The 598-nt window shown below is 57.4% G+C and carries 1 protein-coding gene; it reads left to right on the top strand.

Annotated elements, in window-relative coordinates; genetic code table 11:
- Nucleotides 1-598: phosphotriesterase family protein (locus AC0L2O_RS36315; protein WP_473373138.1), on the top strand; the 598-nt coding region annotated here is incomplete at both ends.

Raw genomic sequence — 598 nt, 5'->3', positions numbered from 1 at the left:
GTCGCGGCCGGCATCGAAGACGTCGAGATCGAACTTTGCAATTGTTGGCAAATCAATTACGGGCAAAAGCGATCCGGCCTCAAAACCAAGCTCAATCAGCAAGATATTGCAGTAAACGAAATCCGCGAGATGGTTGCTGCAGGCGGACGTACAATTGTCGAGCTCACCTCGGGCGGTTTGAAACCGAATCCGGCCGGACTGGCGGATATCTCCCGGGCCAGCGGAGCTCACATTGTGATGGGCTGCGGTCATTATGTTCACGACTTCCAGGACCAGCGGAATCACGCGCGAGGAGTTGAGGACTTCGCGTCTGAGATGGTCTCGCAGGTTCTGGAAGGTGCGTGGGGAACTGACGTGCGCGCCGGAATCATCGGCGAGATCGGTTGTCAATCGCCGTGGACGAACCTTGAGCGGCGCGTGATGCAGGCCGCGATCCTTGCGCAGCAGGAAACCGGTGCTACGATCAATGTGCACCCTGGTCGTCATGAAGACCAGCCACAAGAGGTGGCGGAATTTTTCTTGAAGCAGGGCGCTCCCATGGATCGCATGGTGATGAGCCACATTGACCGGACGATCTTCGACGAGGATCGACTGCTGC

Source organism: Bradyrhizobium sp. Kon10 (assembly GCF_055807395.1).
The sequence above is the reverse complement of the archived record's forward strand: the minus strand, read 5'-3'. Positions and strand labels throughout refer to the sequence as shown.